The organism is Anaerolineaceae bacterium oral taxon 439 (assembly GCA_001717545.1).
GTDB lineage: Bacteria > Chloroflexota > Anaerolineae > Anaerolineales > Anaerolineaceae > Flexilinea.
Genome location: CP017039.1, coordinates 2,742,143 through 2,762,531, shown reverse-complemented (window position 1 = coordinate 2,762,531; position 20,389 = coordinate 2,742,143). Strand labels below are relative to the sequence as shown.

General features: G+C 56.8%; 16 protein-coding genes. 9 read left to right on the top strand and 7 right to left on the bottom strand.

Annotation, left to right across the window (positions count from 1 at the left end; all coding sequences use genetic code 11):
- Window positions 1-105: 105 nt before the first annotated feature.
- The 3 genes from BEQ56_12155 to BEQ56_12145 all read right to left on the bottom strand — a co-directional run bounded on the left by BEQ56_12155 (window position 106) and on the right by BEQ56_12145 (window position 4,416).
- Window positions 106-1,866 (bottom strand): ABC transporter ATP-binding protein, encoded by a 1,761-nt coding sequence (locus tag BEQ56_12155; GenBank protein AOH44154.1) that lies wholly within the window; start codon window positions 1,864-1,866, stop codon window positions 106-108.
- Window positions 1,867-3,591 carry an ABC transporter ATP-binding protein gene (locus tag BEQ56_12150; protein AOH44153.1) on the bottom strand — a complete coding sequence of 575 codons (1,725 nt, stop codon included), beginning with the start codon at window positions 3,589-3,591 and terminating at the stop codon, window positions 1,867-1,869.
- Window positions 3,592-3,741: 150 nt separating this feature from the next.
- Window positions 3,742-4,416: a hypothetical protein gene (locus tag BEQ56_12145; protein AOH44152.1), complete on the bottom strand. Its 675-nt coding sequence runs from the start codon at window positions 4,414-4,416 to the stop codon at window positions 3,742-3,744.
- Between the two features lie 454 nt (window positions 4,417-4,870).
- On the opposite strand from BEQ56_12145, the gene BEQ56_12140 reads away from it, so the two are divergent.
- The 9 genes from BEQ56_12140 (at window position 4,871) to BEQ56_12100 (ending at window position 15,793) form a co-directional block, all read left to right on the top strand.
- Window positions 4,871-6,583: an acetolactate synthase, large subunit, biosynthetic type gene (locus BEQ56_12140; protein ID AOH44151.1), complete on the top strand. Its 1,713-nt coding sequence runs from the start codon at window positions 4,871-4,873 to the stop codon at window positions 6,581-6,583.
- A gap of 26 nt (window positions 6,584-6,609) precedes the next feature.
- Window positions 6,610-7,122: an acetolactate synthase small subunit gene (locus BEQ56_12135; protein AOH44150.1), complete on the top strand. Its 513-nt coding sequence runs from the start codon at window positions 6,610-6,612 to the stop codon at window positions 7,120-7,122.
- Window positions 7,123-7,141: 19 nt separating this feature from the next.
- A complete protein-coding gene (locus BEQ56_12130) occupies window positions 7,142-8,131 on the top strand; it encodes a ketol-acid reductoisomerase (GenBank protein AOH44149.1) in 990 nt (329 codons plus the stop codon).
- Between the two features lie 11 nt (window positions 8,132-8,142).
- Window positions 8,143-9,804, top strand: coding sequence for a dihydroxy-acid dehydratase (locus tag BEQ56_12125; protein AOH44148.1), 1,662 nt, complete (start codon window positions 8,143-8,145; stop codon window positions 9,802-9,804).
- Between the two features lie 21 nt (window positions 9,805-9,825).
- On the top strand, window positions 9,826-10,005 hold the full coding sequence (locus BEQ56_12120) for a hypothetical protein (GenBank protein ID AOH44147.1): 180 nt from the start codon (window positions 9,826-9,828) through the stop codon (window positions 10,003-10,005).
- Window positions 10,006-10,328: 323 nt separating this feature from the next.
- A complete protein-coding gene (locus BEQ56_12115; protein AOH44146.1) occupies window positions 10,329-11,462 on the top strand; it encodes a DNA polymerase III subunit beta in 1,134 nt (377 codons plus the stop codon).
- A 34-nt stretch (window positions 11,463-11,496) separates the two neighbouring features.
- Complete coding sequence (locus BEQ56_12110) at window positions 11,497-13,800, top strand: hypothetical protein (GenBank protein AOH44145.1); 2,304 nt, start codon at window positions 11,497-11,499, stop codon at window positions 13,798-13,800.
- A gap of 147 nt (window positions 13,801-13,947) precedes the next feature.
- Window positions 13,948-15,309 carry a hypothetical protein gene (locus BEQ56_12105; protein ID AOH44144.1) on the top strand — a complete coding sequence of 454 codons (1,362 nt, stop codon included), beginning with the start codon at window positions 13,948-13,950 and terminating at the stop codon, window positions 15,307-15,309.
- Window positions 15,275-15,793 carry a hypothetical protein gene (locus BEQ56_12100; protein AOH44143.1) on the top strand — a complete coding sequence of 173 codons (519 nt, stop codon included), beginning with the start codon at window positions 15,275-15,277 and terminating at the stop codon, window positions 15,791-15,793. The genes BEQ56_12105 and BEQ56_12100 overlap by 35 nt, the downstream gene beginning before the upstream one ends.
- A 63-nt stretch (window positions 15,794-15,856) precedes the next feature.
- Here the strand turns inward: BEQ56_12100 and BEQ56_12095 are convergent, their stop codons facing one another.
- From BEQ56_12095 to BEQ56_12080, 4 genes are all read right to left on the bottom strand, one after another.
- On the bottom strand, window positions 15,857-16,816 hold the full coding sequence (locus BEQ56_12095) for a hypothetical protein (protein AOH44541.1): 960 nt from the start codon (window positions 16,814-16,816) through the stop codon (window positions 15,857-15,859).
- A 97-nt stretch (window positions 16,817-16,913) separates the two neighbouring features.
- On the bottom strand, window positions 16,914-18,602 hold the full coding sequence (locus BEQ56_12090) for a hypothetical protein (protein AOH44142.1): 1,689 nt from the start codon (window positions 18,600-18,602) through the stop codon (window positions 16,914-16,916).
- Between the two features lie 19 nt (window positions 18,603-18,621).
- The gene (locus BEQ56_12085; GenBank protein ID AOH44141.1) at window positions 18,622-20,106 is read right to left on the bottom strand and encodes a phosphoglucomutase; all 1,485 of its coding nucleotides are present in this window, start codon (window positions 20,104-20,106) and stop codon (window positions 18,622-18,624) included.
- On the bottom strand, window positions 20,103-20,285 hold the full coding sequence (locus BEQ56_12080; GenBank protein ID AOH44140.1) for a hypothetical protein: 183 nt from the start codon (window positions 20,283-20,285) through the stop codon (window positions 20,103-20,105). The genes BEQ56_12085 and BEQ56_12080 overlap by 4 nt, the downstream gene beginning before the upstream one ends.
- Window positions 20,286-20,389: the final 104 nt, after the last annotated feature.

The following is a 20,389-nucleotide window of genomic DNA, read 5'->3' as shown; positions in this document are numbered from 1 at the left end:
GAAGGATATAGCTAAAAATGAAGGGCGGCGCGACTGCGCCGTCCTTCATTTTCAGTTGCCCGCCGGCCGATTTCCTTCAGCGCCGGCGCGGAAACGTCCCGCGGATCAGCGCGTCCCGGCACTCCCGAGCTTCCAGCGGACCGCGGCTTCCCGCTGCATGATGAATCTCCGGTAAACGTTTGATTTTTCGAGTAATTCCTCGTGCGTTCCGACGCTCTCGATATTCCCGTTATCCATGACGAGAATCTGATCCGCGCCGCGGATCGTTTCCAGCTTATGCGCGATGATCAGGACGGTTTTGTCGGCCAGCAGCTTCCTCAGCGCCAGGATCAGCTGCTCCTCGTTTTCAGGGTCGACGCTCGACGTTGCTTCGTCGAGGATGACGATCTGACTCGGCTTCAGCATGGCGCGGGCGATGGAGATGCGCTGCCGTTCGCCGCCGGACAGATTGGACCCTCCCTCCTGGAGGACCGTGTCATAGCCGTTCGGCAGTTCCATGATGAACTCGTGGCACCTCGCTTCCTTCGCGACCGCGACAACTTCTTCATCGGTCGCGTCCGGTTTCCCGAACTTGATATTGTTTCTGACCGTGTCGTCGAAAAGGTAGACGTCCTGGAAGACGAAGGTGAAATTCGAAAGCAGTTCGTCATATCGATAATCCCTGACGTCGACGCCGCCGATCCGGATTTCGCCGCGGTCGACGTCCCAGAATCGCGCGATCAGGCTGCAAAGCGTCGTTTTTCCGCTTCCGGAGCTGCCGACGATCGCCGTCGTCCGGTTCGCCGGAATCGACAGGTTCATATTCCTGAAAAGCGATTTTTCTTCATACGAAAAATCAACGTCTTTTATCTCGATTTCCGCGTCGCGCATCACGTCCGCCGCGCCCTCGGAAATAACGGGAAGGTTCCGAAGCCGGGTAATCGCTTCGAGGTTCTGGACGGCGACGCCTTTCATGTTCTGCATGCTCCCGGCCATTTCGAATCCGGCGAAGACGATAAAGCTGGAAACAAGAAGCATGACCGCTTTCGCCGGGGCCATTTCTCCGGCGCAATAGCGCAGGATCGTCGTGAGAATTATCGCGCAGCTTCCCAGCTTGAAAATCGTCAGCTGGCTGAAAGCGGCGGGCAGAACGGTTTTCTCTACGTCGAGGAAGCCCTTCCGGCTTTCGGAAATACTCCGGTTCAATTCCGAAAGCATTTCCTTCCCCTTGCCGAAGGACTTGACGACGCCGATCCCTTTGACGTATTCGAGCGTGTCCGCGTTTAGATTGATCTTGAGCGATTGAAGCCGCTTCGTGGATTGGTCCGCTTTATTCTGGAAAAGCGCGTTGCTGATCAGGGCGAGCGCCAGCGTGATCAGGATGATCCCGCCGGTTATCCAATCGAACGGGATCATGAACAGCGCCATCATGACCGTCTGGATCACGCCGACGAACATCAGCTCGATGATGACCACGCCGACGGTCTCGAGGTCGCCGATAATCGTCGTCAGTCCGCCGGAGATCTCTCCGAGCCGGTTGGCGTTGAAAAAGCCCATGCTGGCCTGTTTCAGCTGGTCGCCGATCTGGAGCCGGTTCTCGGCGCCCATCGTGTAGGACGCAATATATTTATTCCGGTCCGCGAGGTACCCGCAAACGATTTTCCCGACGACGCTGAGAAGCGCGGCGAGGAAAACCTCGATGACGTCCCCTGTTCCGATCGGGCGGCGTTCGAAAAGATTTTCAAACAGTTTCAGCAGCAGGAGCATCGTCGCGCCTAACGCGACGCCTTCGAAAAAGCTTTTCAAAACCTCGAAAAGCAGCATCTTCGTAATCTTTGACGATTCTTTCCCGGCGATCCGGTATAGATTTTTTAATAACTCTCTCATTTATTTTGCCTCCGCGGCGCTATAGACGCCCGTGTGCGATTTCCAGAGCTTTGTGTAAGTCCCGCTGCGCTGAAGAAGGTCCTGATGCGTCCCTTCGGCTTCGATTTTCCCGCGGTCCAGAACGATAATTTTATCCGCGTGCATAATTGTGGAAAGCCGGTGCGCAATCATGATCACTGTCCTGGAACGGACCAGGGCGCTGATCGATTTTTGAATCTCGGCTTCGTTGTCCGGGTCGGAATATGCGGTCGCCTCGTCGAGGAGGACGATCGGGCTGCCCTTGAGCAGGGCGCGTGCGATCGTGATCCGCTGCCTTTCGCCGCCGGAGAGGGAGCTTCCCGATTCGCCGACGACCGTGTCGTATCCCTGCGGGAGCGACATAATAAAATCATGGCAGCTCGCCTCGCGGCAGGCGCGTTCGATTTCTTCGAGGGTCGCGTCCGTTTTGGCGAGTCTCATGTTCTCGAGGATGCTCTTCCGGAAGAGGTAGTTCTCCTGCGATACGTAGGTAACGAGCTCCATGTTCTGATCCAGCGGGATATCCAGGATATTCGCGTTCCCGATCATGATTTTCCCCGCGGTCGGGTTCCAATATCCGGCGATCAGTTTCGCGATCGTCGATTTCCCGCCGCCGCTGTAGCCGACGATCGCGGTCAGCTCGCCTTCCTTCGCACGGAACGAAAGGTTATCAAGAACGTTTTTTGCGTCTTCGCCGCGGCGGTAGCTGAAGCTGACATTTTCGAAAGCGACGTCGGTGGAGCCGATATCCTGAGCTTTTTCGCCGCGTTCGAGCTCCGGAAGCCGCATGACGTTTCGGATCTCTTCGAGGACGACGCGGATATTCGCCATCGTATCCATATGATTCATCGCCTTGATCAGCGGCTTATACGACGCGTAGGCGAGAAGGACGCAGCTGATCAGCGTCCCGACGTCGACGCTTCCCTTCATGTACAGGAATAACGACGTCGGCAGTACGAAGAGCAGCGTCGACGGCAGGACTTCCATCGCCGCCGTCATATAGAAACAGACGCTCAGGTACCAGTCCAACATGCTGTCGCGGTTCTTATTAACCGCCGCGACGAATTTTCCGTAGGATGACGCGGATTTATTAAACGCTTTGATGACCTGGATTCCGCGGATATATTCGACGACGGTCGTATTCATTTCTTTCGCGGCGCGCTGATAGTTTCGCGAACGTTCCTCGTATCCACCCATCATTAAAACGGAGAAGAGCATTCCCAACGGGAGCGTTACCAGGTTCGCCAGCCCGATTCGCCAGTCCTGAACGAAGATGACCACGACCAGTACAATCGGAATCAGGACGTTGGCGATGACCTCCGGGATCACGTGCGCAATGGGCCGTTCCAGCTTATCGAGCGTTTCGACCATGAACTGCGTCCATTCGCCGCTGCTCTTTTTCTCAATTTCGCCCATCGATAACCGGCTCAGCTTCGCCGCCAGCGTTTTCCGCATGTCTTCGATCACGTGGAAAGCGAGGTTATGCGACGTGATCGTCGAGAACTCATGAAATACGACGCTTCCCAGAAGCCCCAGCAGGACCATTACGATCGGGCCTCGATAGGCGGCCAGCGCCGTATCGGCGGCCGCGAGGTGGGTCACGATCCGCGCCATCGCGAAGTAGGGGAGCACGCCGCATCCGACTCCGATCATGGCGAGCAGTACCGCCGTCAGGATTTGTCCAAAATGTCTTTTTATTACGTTCATCTTTTTCCTTTCTCAATGCGTTGGATAGCTTCATTCAGTTTTGATTGTTGATTTTGACGGTAGGCCTGGTAAACGCTTCTTCGTTAGCATGAGCTAACTGCGGTGTTGAAAAAAATCGGGACAGGCCCCGATTCTCCGTCCGACGTCCGCTCAGCCGTCCGGATATTTTATAATCTGACGCCAGCTGAAGTTCATCACGGCGGTCATGATCTCCGTGAAGCTCTGCGCTTCTTCGTATGAATAGCCATGCGTGATAATTTCGAAAAAAGGGGCGTACGTCGTACTGAAAAGCAGGTGCAGCTGGTCGTCGGTCAGGTCGTTGACTTCAATCCCTTTCCGTTTCAGCTCGGCGATGAACTGTTTCCCGCCTTCGACCTCGCGCATGACTAAATCATGCCGGACGTTTTCGAATTTCGTCCCGACGGAGCAATTAAAGATCAGGTGAAGTTCTTCGAGGTGATCGTAGAAAAAGTTCAGGAACGTCCGGTTGCATTCGGCAACCGTGCGTCTGAACTCATCTAATCCGTCCCGGCGGATTTTTCGAAACGTATCGTCGGTCAGACCTTCGTCCATGTTCATCATCTTTTCGAAAGTCGGTTCCGTCAGCGCGTAAAAGAGATCCGCTTTGGCTGGAAAATGCTTATAGATCGCGCCGGCGGTAACGCCTGCGTTTTTCGCGATCGTTCGTATCGACGCTTTCTCGAATCCATGTTTCAGGAATTCGGTCTTCGCGCTTTCGAGGATTTTTACGCGCGTATCGCTTTTGTCCCGCGGCATCCGTTCTCTCCTTTCCGATAAGATAACAGCGTTTACTTGCAAAATCATACCAGTCTGTCAGTCGGTTGTCAAACAATTGGGCCGCGTCCGCGTCCTGAACGTTGGGTTTGTCATCGAATTGGGTTCAGGCTGTTTTTCTTTGGTATGATTCCTGATGATCAAGTGGATACGGCAATGACGGGAAGAGTAGGGACGTCCTCCGGTCTCAGAGAGAGAATAGATGGGTGAAAATTCTTACCGCGGCGGAACGAAAATCAACCAGGAGCCTGACCGTCGAATCAATCGGAATGGATTGGGGTAGGCGGTGACGATTGACCCTCGTTAACGGGTTTTCGGACCGGACGGGTTCGAGAAGAGGCAGGGGCAATGTTTTCGGCCCGTGCGAAGTTCGGGTGGTACCGCGAAGAGATCTTCGCCCTGATCGGGCGAAGTTTTTTTATTAAATAAAAAAAGACGAAAAGGGGCGGCAAGGCATGGATCACGGCTTATTTGGAGGCTTGAGATGAAATTGACCGGCGCGCAGATCGTGATGGAATGTTTACTGGAACAGGAGGTCGAAGTCGTTTTCGGCTATCCTGGCGGGACGATTTTGAACCTGTACGACGCGCTGTACGATTATCGCGATCGGATCCGTCATATCCTGACTTCGCACGAGCAAGGGGCGTCGCACGCGGCCGACGGGTACGCGCGCGCGACGGGGAAGGTCGGGGTTTGCTTTTCGACGTCCGGCCCGGGCGCGACGAACCTGGTTACCGGGATCGCGACGGCGTATATGGATTCGTCCCCGGTCGTATTGATTACCTGCAACGTGGCGTCGAACCTGATCGGGCGGGATTCGTTTCAGGAAATCGATATCACCGGCGTAACGATGCCGATTACGAAATGCAACTATCAGGTACGCGATATTCGGAAGCTCGCCGACGTGATCCGCGAAGCGTTCGCGGTCGCGGCGTCCGGGCGGCCCGCTCCGGTCCTGATCGATATCATGAAAGACGTTACGACCCAAACGGCGGAATTTACGTTCCTTCCGCGGTCGGCGCATGGCAGCGACGCGCATATCGCCCGGCTCCTCAGGCGCAAAGCTATTATTATCAATTCGCCTGAGCCGGACGCTGAAAAAATCGCGATGGCGGCGGACTGGATCCGCGCGGCGGAGCGTCCGATGTTCGTGATTGGCGGTGGGGTCGTTTCCGCTGATGCGTCGGCGTGCATGCGCCGGCTGGCGGCGTTGGTGAACGCGCCGGTCGCGAGTACGCTGCTGGCGAAGGGGGTTTTATCTTTTGACGATCCGCTTTCGACCGGCCTGATTGGGATGCACGGAACGAAGCTGTCGAATCTGGCGTTCGTTGAAGCGGACCTGATCATCGCGATCGGGGCGCGTTTTACCGATCGGGTCGCGCTGAATCCGGAAAAGTTCCGCGACGGAAAACGAATCGTGCAGATCGATATCGACGCGTCGGAGATTAATAAAAACGTCCGTGTCGATTTGGGGATCGTCAGCGATGCGAAAAAAGCGATCGAAGCGCTGCTGGCGGAGCTGGGCGATTCGTTCGAAAAGAAACCGAATTGGGCCGCGCCGATCGTCCCGGCCGCGCCGGGCGAAAAGGCCCGGACCAAAACGGAGCTTCTCAATCCGGCCGAAATTCTCGACGCGATTTATTCGGCGACGGGGGATAACGTTATTATCGCGACCGACGTGGGTCAGCATCAGATATGGACCGCTCAGCATTTTAAGATTTCCCGCCCGCGGCAGCTGATTACCTCCGCCGGGTTCGGTACGATGGGCTTCGGGCTGGGCGCGGCGATGGGGGCGAAGGTCGGACGTCCGGATTCGGTGGTCGTCGCGATTACCGGCGACGGGAGCTTCCGGATGAACCTGACCGAGCTGTCGACGATTGAGTATTACGATATCCCGGTGATCACGGTTATTTTCAACAATCAGACGCTGGGCATGGTCCGGCAATGGCAGACGCTCCTGTATCATCGCCGCTATTCTGAAACGACGCTTGACCGCGGTCCGGATTTTGTCAAGGTTGCCGATGCGTTCGGGATCGCCGGAAAGCGGGTCGCGAAGCTTCCCGAATTCCGGAGCGCGTTCGCCGAAGCGCTGGCGAGCGGAAAGGCGGCGCTGATTGAGTGCATGATCGATATTGACGAGAAGGTTGTCCCGATGGTCCCCGGGGGGAAACACCTGAACGACTTCCTGATCGATTAACCTGACGGAGAAGAGAGATGACTACGATGTCGTTGGATAATACTTTCATGATTTCAATTCTGGTCGATAATTACGCGGGCGTCCTGTCGCAGATTACGCGCCTTTTCTCCCGCCGCGGGTACAACATTCAGAGTATTACCGCCGACAAGACGCAGAATCCAGACGAGACGCGGATCACGATTATCGCCGATGGCGATCAGACCGCCGCGCTCCAGATCCTGCTCCAGCTCCGGAAGCAGATTTCGGTTCTTTCGGCGAAGCTATTGGATCCTGAGGAGGCGATCCTGCGCGCGATGGTGATCGTGAAGGTTGACGCCGATACGAAGGAGAAGCGCGATGAAGTTATTCAGATTTCGAATATTTTCCGCGCTAATATTATCGATATCAGTCTGGACTGCCTGACGGTTTCCGTGACCGGCGATCCGGATAAGACCGAGGCGTTTATTCGGCTGATGGCCCCGTTCGGTATTCTGGAGCTGGTCCGTTCCGGTATCGTGACGCTCGAACGCGGCAAGTTAACGATCAACAGTGGTTATTGATATAGAAGGAGATATAAAAATGGCGAAGTTATATTACACGAGCGATTGTAATCTGGAGCTGCTCAAGGGGAAGACTTTAGCGGTTATCGGGTATGGGAGCCAGGGACACGCGCATGCGTTGAACCTGCGCGACAGCGGGATGAACGTCGTCGTCGGGCTTCCAGAGGGTTCGAAAAGCCGCGCGGCGGCGGAGAAGGAAGGGCTGAAGGTCCTGACGGCGGCCGAAGCGGCGAAGGCCGGGGACGTGATCATGATCCTGATCCCGGACGAAAAGCAGGCGGAAATGTACGCCGCGGACGTCGCGCCGAACCTGAGCGCCGGGAAAGCGCTCGTCTTTGCCCATGGATTTAATATTCATTATGGCCAGATTGTCCCGCCGGCGGACGTCGACGTTTTCATGGTCGCGCCGAAGGGACCGGGGCATACGGTCCGTTCGCAGTTCGTCGAGGGTTTCGGCGTTCCGGACCTGATCGCCGTATATCAGGACGCAACCGGCAAGGCGAAGGAGCTGGCGCTGGCCTGGGCGGCGGGGATCGGCGGCGCGCGCGCCGGGATCCTTGAAACGACGTTTAAGGAAGAGACCGAGACCGACCTCTTCGGGGAGCAGGCGGTTCTTTGCGGCGGGGTGGTTGAGCTTATGCGAGCCGGGTTTGAGACGCTGGTTGAAGCGGGGTACCAGCCGGAATCGGCGTATTTTGAATGCCTGCATGAAATGAAGCTGATTATCGATCTGGTCAATAAGGGCGGGATCGGGATGATGAATTTCTCGATTTCGGACACGGCTGAATATGGCGAGTATGTCGCCGGCCCGCGCGTGATTACCGGGGAAACGAAGAAAGCGATGAAAGCGATCCTCAGCGATATTCAGGACGGTTCGTTCGCGGGAAAATGGATTTTGGAAAATAAGACCGGACGGACGTTCTTTAACGCACGCCGCCGTATGCTGGCGGAACATCCGATGGAAACCGTCGGCGCGGAGCTGCGCGAGAAGATGATCCGGAACGGTTAAGGAGGGCGCGGATGCGTTCCGAAGCGATTAAACTGGGGGCCGAGCGCGCGCCGCATCGCAGTTTACTGAAAGCGATCGGGTACACGGACGAGGAGCTGGCGCGGCCGCTGATCGGCGTCTGCAATTCGTTTAACGAAATTATCCCCGGGCATATTCATTTGAACCAGATCGCGGAGGCGGTCAAGGCGGGGATCCGCATGGCGGGCGGAACGCCGGTCGAATACGGCGCGATCGGCGTCTGCGACGGGATTTCGATGGGCCATGAGGGCATGAAATATTCGCTCCCGTCCCGCGAGCTGATCGCCGATTCCTGCGAAACGATGGCCCAGGCGCATCGGTTGGACGGGGTTGTCTATATTCCGAACTGCGACAAGGTCGTTCCGGGAATGCTGATGGCGGCCTGCCGTGTCGATATTCCGGCGATTTTCGTTTCCGGGGGACCGATGGCGTCGCGGACAGTGAACGGGCGCGGGCTGGACCTGAACTCGGTTTTCGAGGCGGTCGGCGCGATTAAGGCGGGGAAAATCGACGAGGAAGAATTGAAATTCGTCGAAGATAACGCCTGCCCCGGCTGCGGCTCGTGTTCCGGGATGTTCACTGCGAATTCGATGAATTGCCTGACCGAGGTTCTGGGATTGGCGCTTCCCGGAAACGGGACGGTCGCTTCGACGGACGCGGCGCGGATCCGGCTCGCGAAGCTGACGGGGATGAAGGTCATGGAGCTGGTCGAACGGGACATTAAGCCGTCGGATATCGTGACCGAAGCGTCGCTGATGAACGCGTTCACCGCCGACATGGCGCTCGGCTGTTCCAGTAATTCGCTGCTGCACCTGACCGCGATCGCGAACGAGCGCGGGCTTGGGCTCGACCTGCGACGGGTGAACGAAATTTCAGAGCGGACGCCGAACCTCTGTCGTCTGGCTCCGGCGGGCGTTCATCATGTTCAGGACCTGGAAGCGGCTGGCGGGATTCAGGCGCTGCTGACGGAGCTGGCGGCGCATGGCGCGCTGGACGGCTCGGTCCTGACCTGTACCGGACGGACGTTAGCGGAAAACCTCGCCGGACGGAAATTTATCCCGAATCCGGTCATCCGTTCGTTCGACGATCCGTACGCGAAAACGGGCGGTCTGGCGGTGCTGTTCGGGAACGTCGCGGAGCGCGGGAGCGTCGTCAAGCGCTCCGCCGTCGCGCCCGAAATGCTGACGCATTCGGGGCCTGCGCGCGTTTTTGACAGCGAGGACGAGGCAATCGCGGCGATTTACGGCGGGGAGATCAACAGCGGCGACGTTGTCGTTATCCGTTACGAAGGGCCGAAGGGCGGCCCGGGGATGCGCGAGATGCTGTCGCCGACGTCAGCGATCGCGGGGATGGGGCTGGATAAGTCGGTGGCGCTGATTACCGACGGGCGCTTCTCGGGCGCTACGCGCGGCGCGTCGATCGGGCATGTCTGCCCCGAGGCGGCGGTCGGCGGCGTCATCGCGCTGATCGAAGAGGGCGATCGGATCACGATCGATATTCCGAATTATTCGGTGACGCTCGACGTTCCGGCGGATGTTCTGGCGGAGCGGCGGAAGCGCTGGAAAGCGCCGGCGCCGCGCGTGACCAGGGGCTACCTGGCGCGGTACGCGAAGCTGGTCGCGTCCGCGGCCGAGGGAGCTGTCCTCAGGGCGTAAGGGCAAGATAGAAAAGACGGGATGAGCGATTCGTTCGTCCCGTCTTTTATGTTGAACAGGAATGAGCGAAGTCCATTAAGGGCGAACGGGCGCAGGATCATCATTTCGAATCTCTCCGATCGAAATCATCCGAAAGCATATGTTGTTGATGACTTCGATATCAAGGATTTTATTTATTGTCTTAGAATTTCTTTTTTGTAAGCGACAAATCTTTGGACGTTGTATCCGGATCCATGGTTGATCTTGTGTCAGGCCCTGGGATCGATGCAATCAGGATTCCTGTGGTTATTGACAGATAGTCCGGAAGAAGCCGCTTGCATGCCGCTGATCAGAAGATTCTTTATCCTCTTCTACATAATACCTTTTCCGGCCATGTAAAACAATTCCATCATCTTCGCGGTATACTTATTTAACTTTTAAGGGGAATTGCGCCGGCGAAAACGCGCATGCGCCGCTTCGGGGCATCCCCCAAAGCAGAATAAAACGAATCAAACTGAAAGAATCTTCAATTGGATGGTGCGGCCATGAAACTATCGGTATCTCAATCACTTTTATCACAGGCGCTTGGAATCGTTTCCCGATCCGTTGACACAAAACGATTGCTTCCTATCTTAACCAATATCCTACTGACGACCGAAGATGGAAATCTACGCCTTTCCGCGACCAACCTCGAATTGGGGATCAATTATCGGATCCCGGCGGAAATCGCCAGCGAAGGATCGATTACCGTCCCGGCGAAAACGCTGATCGACCTGGTCAATACGCTTCCGAACGACGTCGTTCATCTCGAACTCAGCCCGGACGCCTCGACGCTGATCGTCCGCTGCGTTCAGGTCGTCACCGATATCAAAGGGCTCGACGCCGAGGATTTCCCGCCCATGCCCGTTTTCGATCCGCAGGACGCCGTCGTCTTCAACCTTCCGGAATTAAAAAAGATGATCCAGCAGGTCGCTTTTGCGGCAGCGACCGACGAAACCCGTCCCATGCTGCAGGGGATTTACCTGACCGTTAATGGGAACGAACTGACCCTCGTCGCGACCGACGGATATCGGATCGCGAAACGGACGCAGTCGCTCGAAAACGCCCCCGACGCGCCGATCTCAGCGATTATCCCCGCCCGCGCGCTGATCGAGGTCAACCGCATTCCGGGCGACAGCAGCGACCAGATTTACGTCAACCTCGCCTCCGGGAAAAATCAGGTCATCTTTCATCAGGAGCATGTCGACGTCGCGTCGCAGCTCATCTCCGGAACCTATATCGACTATAAAGCGATTATTCCGCGTAATTTCAAGACGGATACCGTCGTCTCGACCGCCGCGCTCCAGAAAGCCTGCGCGCAGGCGATGATCATCGCGCGCGACAGCAAATTTCTGACCCATTTTACGATTCGCCCCGACGCCGGCGACGACGGACTGATCCAAATTAACGCCGTGTCCGAAGAAACCGGGACCTATGACAACCAGATTCCCGCGACCGTCAACGGCGAAACGCTGAATATCGCCTTCAACGTTCGTTTCCTGCGTGACGTTCTCGACGTTGTGAGCTCGCCGCAGGTCATGATTCGCACGAATACGAACGTTTCGCCAAGCCTGATCACCCCGCTCGACGACGGAAATGACTACGAATACGTTTTGATGCCGATGAACCCGAAACGTTGATTCGGTTCATCGCTGAAAAATAACGAAACGGATCATGCAAGAAATCGCATACAATCAGCAAAACTATTTCCGCATGCAATCAACGCTGGCGGAGTATCCGATCCTCCGGGACCGTATTATCGAAGCCATGCTGAACCAGCTGGTCCGCGATCAGGTTTTCAGCCTCTCCGAAATTCAGGTTCTTGTAACCGAAAAAGCGATCCGGTCGCAGACGCGCGAAGGCCTCAATAACCCGTTTATCCAGGAGGGCCCCGCCGGCTGGGAACATCGTCTTTCACGCATCCGCGCGCACCTGATTATCGATCAATACGCCAATCAGTACACGTTCAACAAATTCATAGAAACTGTAAATAATATCGTTGAGAATCGCCCGGTCGAAAAAGAACCGGATTTCTTTTGGCATAACGTCGAATTCGCCTCTACCGAATCCATCTTTGAGCAGGCGCTTCAGCTCGAACGCGATTCGGCTGCCGGGAACGCCGATACCTTAGCGGCGCTCAGCGGCGCGAAAACCGTCCTGATCCGTCGCTGCCTGAGCGAGGACCCTGACTTCATCGAAGTCGCGAAAAAACATCTCAAGGTTCAGGACATCTACGAGGTCAATCAGAAAAAAATTGGCCAGGGCCCGATTGGCGGGAAAGCCGCCGGCTTCGTCCTCGCGCGGACGATTCTTCAAAACAGCGCCGACGAAGAAATCCGCTCCACGGCAACGACCAGAGACTCTTATTTTATCGGTGCGGACGAATTCCAGACGTTCCTGGCAACGAATAACCTCCTCGACATCTACGATACGTGCTTTCTTCCCGATCAGGAACGATGGGACCGCTACCCGTTCCTTCATCAGCGCTTCCAGGAAGGGGCGCTGCCCGGGAACCTGACCAACCCGCTCCGCCGGATTATCGGCGAAATCGACGGCCGCCCGTTTATCGTCCGCTCGTCGAGCCTTCTCGAAGACAGCTACCGCTCTACCGTCAACAGCATCTACGAATCGGTCGTTGTCCCGAATCAGGGGACCCAGGAGGAAGGCCTCGTCCAGCTTCAGGCCGCGATCCGCGAAATGTATGCGCAGGTTTTCAATCCGCAGGCGATCCAGTATCGCGAGAAAAAAAAGCTGGTCAATACCCCCGAGAGAATGGGGATTATTATCCAGATTATCCGCGGTCACTGCGTCGGAAATTATTTTTTCCCCGATCTTTCCGGTTTCTCCGTGTCACAAAGCTCGACGCGCTGGTCGCCGTTCGGGAAACCGCACGAGCTGGAGTCCGGCTACACGCGCTTCGTTCTCGGGCTGGGTTCGCACGCGCTCTATCGCCACAGCAGCGATTTTCCGATGTTCGTCCGACTCGCAGAGCCCATCATTCCGGAGACCCGGAAAGGCCGGATCTTCAATCACTTCTCGCAGAAGCTCGTCGCCGTAATCAACCTCAAATCCAATCGCGTCGAGCTCATCGATATTGCCGATATCCCAACCGAAAAATATCCGTTCTCGCTCTTCGCGGCGCAGAATCAAGTTGGGGGGAAGCTTCAATCCGTTCAGCGCTCTTCCGAACTGGATCGGGCCGTCCTGACGTTTCACGACCTGATCTATAAAACCAACTTTGTTAAGATCCTGAGATCGATGATGACCAGTCTGGACGAAGGTTTCGAACGGCCGGTCGCGATCGAATACTCGGTCATTTGCGACTTTGATAAATCTTCGATTCCAACCTTCCGGATTCAAATTGATAAATGCCGCCCAATCGTAAAACCGGCGGCGCTATCGAACGCGCCCTGCCAACCGACCGGAGAGATCCGGAAGTTTATCGAAACCGAATTCAACGTCATCGACAAACTCGAAAAACAGATCCACTACGTCGTCGTCGTCGAACCCAGGGGAAATTACAACCGTGACGGCCTGCAATACTGGATCCGGACGCTGAATCGCGAACTCGCGGACGCTTCGTTCGTTTTTTTCAGCCGCCGGCGATTCGGCGTCGCTGATAACGGTCCTGGGATTCGCGTCAAATTCGCCGACGTCCAGAACGCCGCCGCGCTGATCGAACTCAGCGACCCGAAAACCGGGGAGGTCAACGACTTTCCCGGCGGAACGCAGTTCTACAGCAACATGATCGAAATCGGCATCGCATATATTCCCGTCTTCCTCGGATCGAGAAATACGCTGATCGACTGGTCTTTTTTCGAGACGCAGCCGAACGTCGTCCGTCAGTTTATCGACCTGCCCAACGAATATCGAGGAATGATCCGGGTCCTTCCTGCCAAAGGCTATCAGGGATACGGCAGCCTGACGCTCCGTTCCTCGCTTCAGGACGGGAAAACGACGCTCTATCTGACCCGGTAAAATCCGAGTCCATCGCTCAACGGAAGGCGGTTTCCAATTTCGGCGCCGCCTTTTTTTTATGTTCGCGATCCTGAATCTTTGCAGAAACGACCGCAGGCGGTATAATAACCTGACCGGTCAGTTTTTTTATTGCGACAGGAGAACATCATGAAAAATCATACGCAAATCTTTCCAATCATCGGCCTGCGTTTTTTTGCGGCATGTTTCCTTCTATTTCTCGTAAGCCAGTTTTACCTCGTGCTCCAGGTTTCATCGCTGATGAAAAGCGCCGGCTCCGTGCTGTTGTTGAGTTCTGTCCTGATGGCGATGACTATTCCAAGAGTTATCGTCCTGCCAATCAGTGGATTTTTAATCGATAAACTCGGCGCCTTCAAAATCCTCAGGTCGGGGACCGCAGCCCTGTGCGCTTTGCTGTCGTTTTATTTCGTCTTTAATCTGCAAAACATGATTCAGGTAAAAACGGTTTTCATATTCGCGGTTCTTTTCGGCGGATCCAGCGCGCTGATCACGCCGGCGCTTTACGCCGCGATTCCGGCGGTAACTACGGCGAACCGTTTGCAGCAAGCGAACTCGATCCTGCAATTCATCAATCAAGCCGCAATGCTTTCCGGGCCGATGTTGGCCGGGATCACCGTCAATCGCGCCGCTGATCATACCTGGCTGCTCATGGCCGGCGCGTCGCTTATTGCGCTGTCGCTGATCGCAGGAATAAAAAACTCTGAAAACAAGGCGCAAGGCATCGTTCCGGAAGCTGTTCGCGAACCGCGGAGAGAATCGTTCGCGGACCTGTTCAAGCTGCCGATTCTGATCCTGCTCCTGCTTTTTACGGCAATCCTGAACCTTTGTATCATCGGGCCGCAGCAGATCGGGTTCCCGATCATCGCCGAAACTTATTTACCAAATGGGATTGACGGATATCCGACGCTGCTGTCCGTGAATGGGGCAGGCAGCCTGATCGGGGCGGTTCTCATTGGAACCGTAAAAAAGATGGAAAATCCCCGCGTGATCAGGCGCATCGCGTGGATCTCCCTCCTGTCTGGGGCTATCTGGGGGCTGCTCGGTCTTATTCGTTCCCATGTGTCCATTCTGGGAGCCGTTTTCTGCGCAGGCTTGCTTTTTGGAATCATCAATGTATTATTTCTTACGGCGATCCAGCAAATAACGCCTGATTCCCTGATCGGCAGGGTAATGAGTATCCAGTTTCTATGCTCCGTCGGGCTTCAGCCGGTTTCATATCTCGCAACGGGATTATCACTGAATCGATTATCGTTAACCGGCGTGTACCTGATTTCCGGCGGAAGTATCGTCATGACCGCGGCGGTTATGCTGTTGTATAACGAAAAAAAACCGCATGAATTTTATACGGAGGGCATTCATGCCGAAGATATCGCAAGAGAAAAAAAATCAACGTCAGGAGATGATTCTGACGGCGGCGTTCAAACTGTTTTCGAAAAAAGGATACTATCCGACGTCGATGGACGATATAACGAAAGAAGCGGGCGTCAGTAAAGGGCTAATCTATACATATTTTAAAAGCAAAGAAGAAATATTCTTTGCCCTGGCCGAAAACCGGGGCGAATTCATCAACGCAGTCTCGCCAGATAACCGGATCGGGGAAAGCATTTCCCGATCCATGCCGCTTTCCGAAAAACTGATTTGCGTTTGGGACGAAACGGTTCGTCAGTGGACAGCGGAGAATCTGGAATTCGCGCGAATTAAATTTGAATTCTGGCTGGAATCATCGAAAAACGAAATCCTCCGCGCGCGGATGAAAGAAAAGTCGGAAAAAAGTTTAAACCTGATAGCGGAAATAATTATTCAATCCAAACCTGACGCCGCCCCGGAAACCGTCTCGGCGTTTTCAAGACTTTGGTGGTCGCAGGTCGACGGGCTGGTCGCTTATTTCGTGAGCCATCATCAGCTGCCATCGGAAGATGAGATGTGCCGTATCCGAAAAATCGTATTGCATCTCTGCAGATTTTTCGATGATTAGAAGCTGAAGCCCGCGGTATTCACCCGGTCAGATACGTCCGATCCCCGTTATCCGTCGAGGACGTCAGAATATGCGCGCGATCTCGTCCGCCTCCGGTCGCTCCAGCTCCGTCCCGCGCCCGGCGACACGGACCGAAACCGGTCCGCCGCCATCCAGAACGCGTCCGATCTCCGCCGCCGGGATCCCCGCCGAACGCAGCGCGCCCAGTATCGCCGCGGCGTCCGCCCGATCCGCCGTTATCAACAACGCGCCGGACGCAATCGTGTTCAACGGATTCAGCCCGAAAACCGCCAGAATCCTCCGCGACAGCTCCGAAATCGGGATCGCGTCCAGATCCACCTCGATCGCGCGCCCCGCCGCCTCCGCCAGCTCCCAGAGCGCCGAAGCCAGCCCGCCTTCCGTCGGATCATGCATCGCGGTGACCCGCCCTGCGCCGATCGCGATCCGCGCGTCGCGCGTCACGCCGATTCCGGGATTGCGCGCATAGGCCTGAGCCGCCGCGATTTCAGTCCCGCTCAGCCGCCCCGCCAACCGTTCGGCGAACTCGTTTGCCAGAATCGCTGTGCCTTCGATCGGGATCCCCTTCGTCAGCAGAATGACGTCGCCGGCGCGCGCGCCCGTCGGAACGATCAGCCGATCCTTCGCGACTTCGCCGACCAGCGAACAGGTCAGGATCGGGCGATCCAACCCATGCGTTATCTCCGTATGCGCGTTGGCGAGGGTGATCCCCAGCTCCGCGCAGGACGCAGCCAGCTGATCCGTGACGCGGCTGACCAGCGCCTCGTCCGTCGCTCCTTCGGGAAACAGCGCCGACAGCATCATCCACACCGGTTTTGCCCCGGTTGTCGCAACGTCGTTCGCCGCGATATTCACCGCGTACCAGGCGATATCCTCTGTCACGAACGTAATCGGGTCCACCTTCATGACCCAATAGCGGTCGCCCATGTCGACGACGCCGCAGTCAAGCCCCACGCCGGGCCCCAGAACGAGCCGGTCGTCAAACTTCGGCGTCCTTGCGATCATTTTTCTTAAGATCTCCGGCGGAAGTTTCCCGACCGGAAGCGCGTTCTTCAACGAAATTCCTCCAGCAATCCCACAGTTTTTCAACCGTCAAAGTATATCATGTTCCGCGCCCGGACGATTCCGGACGCGGCTGGAAGCCGTCCCGGACGAAAAGCGCCTGAGCGCCGTTCTCCGCCGCGAGAAAATAACCGTCGAGCTCGTCCCGCGCCGCCGCGGCGTAAAACGCATAAATCGGGATCAGCTCCTTTTCGTCGATCGCCTCCGCTAAAATCGTACTGTCCCCGAACCGAGTTAAATTCTCCGTTTCGATCAGGATCCAATCCGGTCGGTAGTCCGCCACGTCCTCGCCCGTCAGCATGTCCCAATCCTGCCGGACGTCGACACCATTCCGTTCCGGGAAATACGCCTTCGTGTCGCGAAGGACCCGTAAAACGCGTCCCCGCGCTGCCGAAACCGAGATTGCGCGGTCGAGTTCGTCCTCAATCGCTTCGTAAAACGCGATCTTCGGCGACTCAGCTTCCCGGCGCAGCTGCGTTTTCATCAGGCCGGTATCCGCGACCAGATTAACGCAGAACTGGACCAGCCAGAGCGCCGTCAGGATACCGCCGGCCAATCGCGGGACCCGTTCCGGCGGGGAGCCGCCTTCCGCCGTCAACGCCCCCGGCGTCAGGAAGACGATCCCGCTGAAAAGTGGGATCGCCAGCGCGAGGAAGTAGTGCGACCGCTGCGTCGGCGAGAGCGCCAGAACGGCGAACGCGGTCGCGGCATAGCTCAAAACAATCCACGCCAGACGCCGTTCCCGCTCGTTCCCGAAAAAACCGGCGCAACTCCAGCCGCCGACCGCAAGAATCCAGAACCATGCGTCGCCGTAGTCTGCCCGCAGCGCGTCGTTCAAGCCGAACCCGTCAAAAATCGCCGCGGCGTTCCGGGTCAGCGTCCCGACGCCGGTTTCGGCGAACTGCTGCGATTGAACGCGGAAGATCTCCGCCCGCTCCTGCGGAAGGAGGAGAAGCGGATTCGAAACCACGACGAAAGCGAGCGTTACGGCGACGAACCCCGCGGCATGCGCAAGCGCGCGCCGCCAGCTCAGCCGGCCGCAGCGGACCGCCTTCAGGAGAAGCGCCGGAATCGTCGGCGCGAAATACAGCCCCTGATACTTCGTTCCGATCGCCGCCCCTGTCAGCGCCGCCGCGACGTAAAAATCGCGGCCGAACCGGTCCGCGTCGCGGTCCAGAAAGACGATAACCAGACAGACCAGCAGCAGCGACAGACTGTCGGGATGCCACCAGAAATCATTGATCACCACCGCCGGAACCGTCAGCAGGAAAATAAACAGCGCGACCGATCGCCATCGAGACCTGAACCCGGTCGTCAGCCCGGTCAGCAGCGCCGCGCACAGGATCATCGGCAGTACGCTGACAACCATGCGCAGCAGGCAGACGATCGTCTGCGTCGCGTTCGGGAAACCTGGAATCAATGGTTTGGCCGCGATCAGCGTTGCCCCCGACAGCGCGTAAAACGGGAAGCCGTAAAAATAATGCAAATAGACGAAAAAATTACGCAGCGTTTCGACCGTCGTTCCGCCCACCGTCGCCATGCGCAGCGCGTGCGGATACTGCGCATACTCGTCGACCTCAAAGATCGCCAGCATCTCCGGATTCGCCGCGCCAGTCCGATTCGCCGGAATCAGCGCCAGAAACGCCGCCGCGCCGAGCAGCACAATCAGCGCGAGCGTAATTTTTTTTTCAGATGGGCCCCATCGCCGCCCTTCCTTCCGCGTCGTCACAAGCCGCCGAGCCCTCCGCTCAGATTTTCTCCAGCGTATCAAAACCGTTCAGGAACAGGCGCAGGTCGTCCATGATCTCTTTCACGCCGCCGACGCGATCGCTCTCGATATTCAGCGCCAGCAACGGGTCGTGCAGCGATAATCGCAGCAGCGTCCATCCGACAGCCGCCGGAACCGAGACGCGGATCCCCTCGTAATTCACCGGCGCAACGTTCCAGCCCTCTTTCGCGTCCGCGAACGCCGCAAATTTTTCCAGGACCTCGGTCCCCGCCTGTTTAAAATCGGACGCAAGGATCCTGATCCGGACCTCGACCGCTTCAGCCGGATCCCGGAGCTCGGCGATCAGCCCGCTGAGCTTCTTGCCCTCCTTCGCGGCGCGGACCATCTCGATCACGATCATCGCCGATAAATACGCCCCGTCGTCCAGGAAATAATTTTCCGCGAAAGCGCAGTGACCCGACGTTTCGATCGCCAACGGGCAGGCACGGCCTTCCTCGTTCAGGCGGATCCCCTCGCGGATCACGTTCCGGTACCCGCGACGGAAGCGATGATGAACCAGGCCCAGCTTCTCGATAAACGACGTCAGGTGGTCCGATGTCACGGAATCGGTCACAATCGTGCACCCCGGATTTTTCTTCGCGACGATCGTCGCTAATAAGCCGATCAGGCGGTTCCGGCTGAAAATCGCGCCGTCGCCGTCGACCGCCGCCGCGCGGTCCACGTCGGTATCGAAAACCAGCCCTAAATTCGCGCCCGAGTCGAGGACCATCCGTTTCGCGATTTCCATGACTTCGTTCGCTTCCGGATTCGGCGCATGGTTCGGGAATTCGCCGTCCGGTTCGAGGAACTGCGACGCGGAGATGTCTGCCCCCAGCGGCGCTAAAACGTCCGTCGCGAAAAAGCCCGCGGCCCCGTTCCCGGCGTCGACCGCGATTTTATACCCGCGAAGCGGGGTCTCGCCGTCGCCGATCCCGTCGCGGATAATCGACGCAAGGTGCGTAGAATACGGCGTGATAATATCGTAGGAGCGCCGCTTTCCGCGCGGCTCGACCTCACGGTCCTCTTCGGCAATCGCGATGATCTCGCTGATATCGTCTTTTTCCAATCCGCCGCTGTTCAGGAAGAATTTCATCCCGTTCCGGTTCCAGGGCAGGTGCGACGCGGTAATCATGATCGCGCCGCTGAATTTCGCGTCGGGGAAAATCGTCGACATGAACATCGCTGGCGTCGACGCCATTCCGCAATCAGCGCAGCTCGCCCCGGTAGACAGGATCCCGGTCATCGCCGCTTCCCGGAGCTTCGGTCCGCTGAACCGGGAGTCGCTCCCGACGGAAATTTCGAGCTCTTTCGCCGCATTCCCGGTTTTCCGCTGAATCCAGAGAACGAAAGCGGCGGCGAGATCGGTTACCGCCTGAGGCGTTAAATTGACGGGTTCGCCCGAAACGCCGGCCAACGCAACGCCGCGAATATCGGACCCGTTCTGAAGGTTCTTATAATCTTTCATAAGTTTTTTCTCGATCCGCTGTTTCCTTTTTTCGATTCTGACGGGAAATAACGCGCTGAAACCCGCGCTGTCCGGTCCGTCAATCGATACCCTATTTTAACCCATGCCGCCGAAAGCCGGTAGGTTTGCCCGTTACGCGAAAATATTGACTGAAAATGTAGCATATGCGTCAGCAGCATTCAGCCGGAAATCGGCTATTTAATCGCGACGTATTTCTGGAACCGGTTGGTCGGCTTATCCGGAATCGTCATGGCGATCCGGCCCTGATCGCTCAAAGGAATCA